This is a genomic window from Chitinimonas sp. BJB300 (assembly GCF_002735695.1).
Lineage (GTDB): Bacteria > Pseudomonadota > Gammaproteobacteria > Burkholderiales > Chitinimonadaceae > Chitinimonas.
Genome location: NZ_PDZH01000285.1, coordinates 1 through 1,720 on the forward strand (window position 1 = coordinate 1; position 1,720 = coordinate 1,720).

A 1,720-nucleotide genomic window follows, 5' to 3' on the forward strand; every position below is an offset into this window, starting at 1 on the left:
CAAAGGCAAAGCGCCGGACTATCCGCGAGAGGGAACCGACAGCGCCAATCAGACGATCGTGAAGCCAAGAAGCACTGAGTTGCGGCAGAAGGGGGAAAGCGATGCGCGCTAACAGACAGACTGCTCGCCAAAGAAGCGAAGCCCGGCGTACACCGGGGGTGATGCGGCGCAGCGCCGTAGCGATGGGACTGGGTTTGCCGCAACTGGCCTGGCTGTGCCTCACGGGGTCGGCCCAAGCCGATGGCGTGGTGCATGAACTGGAGACCCGGGGCCAACCGGACGGCGCGCACTGGCTCAATAGCACGGCACCGGTCGACTACCGCTCGAACAAGGGAGTCGGTGAACTGGTGGTCGAAACCGACAAGGACGGCGTACCGGCGGATGGGCAATCAGCGGTCACGGTCACCGTGAAGCTGAAGGACCTGCGTGGTGCGCCGATGACCGGGAAGCAGTACCTGACGGTCGAGACCGACGGTGGGCGGATCCTGCTGCCGGGTGCGAAGACTGACGAATTGGGTCCGCAAGGCGGCGACCTGGATCGGGTCACGCCCGGCGTCCAGGTCGAAGTCAAGGACGGCACCGCCACCTTCCAGTTGCTCGCCCCCTCGACGGCCCAGGACGTGAAGCTGCGGGTGACTGCCGGCTACGCCAGCGCCCAAGGGGTGATCCGCTTTGTACCAGAACTGCGCGAGATGATTGCCGTGGGCTTGATCGAAGGCGTGATCAGCCGGCGCAGTTTCTCGTCCAACGCCATCCAACCGTCGCGCTTCAACGACACCTTCGAGCGCGAGCTCACCACCTGGGGCCGGCAGTACAGCAACGGCAAGGCCAACGCCAATGCCCGCTCAGCCTTCTTCCTCAAAGGGGTGATCTCAGGGCAGACCCTGCTGACCGCCGCGTTCGACTCGGACAAGGAAACCCGCTCACGCATGATGCGGGACATCCAACCGGAGTCGTTCTACCCGGTCTACGGCGACAGCTCGACCCAGGGATTCGATGCCCGCTCGTCCGACCGGCTGTATGTCCGCGTCGACAACAACAGAAGCTATGCCCTGTATGGTGACTTCGCCACCGAAGACGGCAACGAAGCCATTGGTGACAGCGGCCTGCAACAGCGCAAGCTCGGGCTGTACAACCGCACCGCCACCGGCGTGCGCGGGCACCTGGACCAAGGCTGGCTGCGCGGCAACGTCTTCGCCATGCGCGACCGGCTCAAACAGGTGGTGGAAGAGTATTCCGCCAACGGCACCTCGGGCCCCTACGCCGTGCGCAACAATGGCGCGGTGGAGAACACCGAGCGGGTGGAACTGGTGGTACGGGACAAGAACCAGACCGGCATCATCAAGCGCACCCTCTTGCTGACGCGTTTTACCGACTATGCGTTCGAACCGTTTGACGGCCGCATCCTGCTCAAGCAACCGATCGCCGCGTTGACACCCGATGGCGACCCGCAATCGATTCGCATCACCTATGAAGTGGACCAGGGTGGCGAAGACTTCTGGGTCGCTGGCGGTTCGTGGCTGGTGAAACCGTGGGAAGCATTTTCGGTGGGTGGCTCCTTCGTGGACGACAAGAACCCCCTATCCCCCTACCGCCTGGGTAGCGCCAACCTCAGCTACCAGATGGGCAAGCACACCGCCCTGGTGGCCGAGTTCGCCCGCACGATCTCCACGACCTACTCGGTCGGCAACAATGTGTACACCACCCCGAGCGGGCTGTC

1 protein-coding gene is annotated in these 1,720 nt (G+C 63.8%); it reads left to right on the top strand.

The features are described 5' to 3' along the window. Positions 1 to 194: 194 nt before the first annotated feature. Positions 195 to 1,720 (top strand): Ig-like domain-containing protein (locus CSQ89_RS21355; protein ID WP_186293438.1); only part of this gene is annotated, 1,526 nt, incomplete at its 3' end.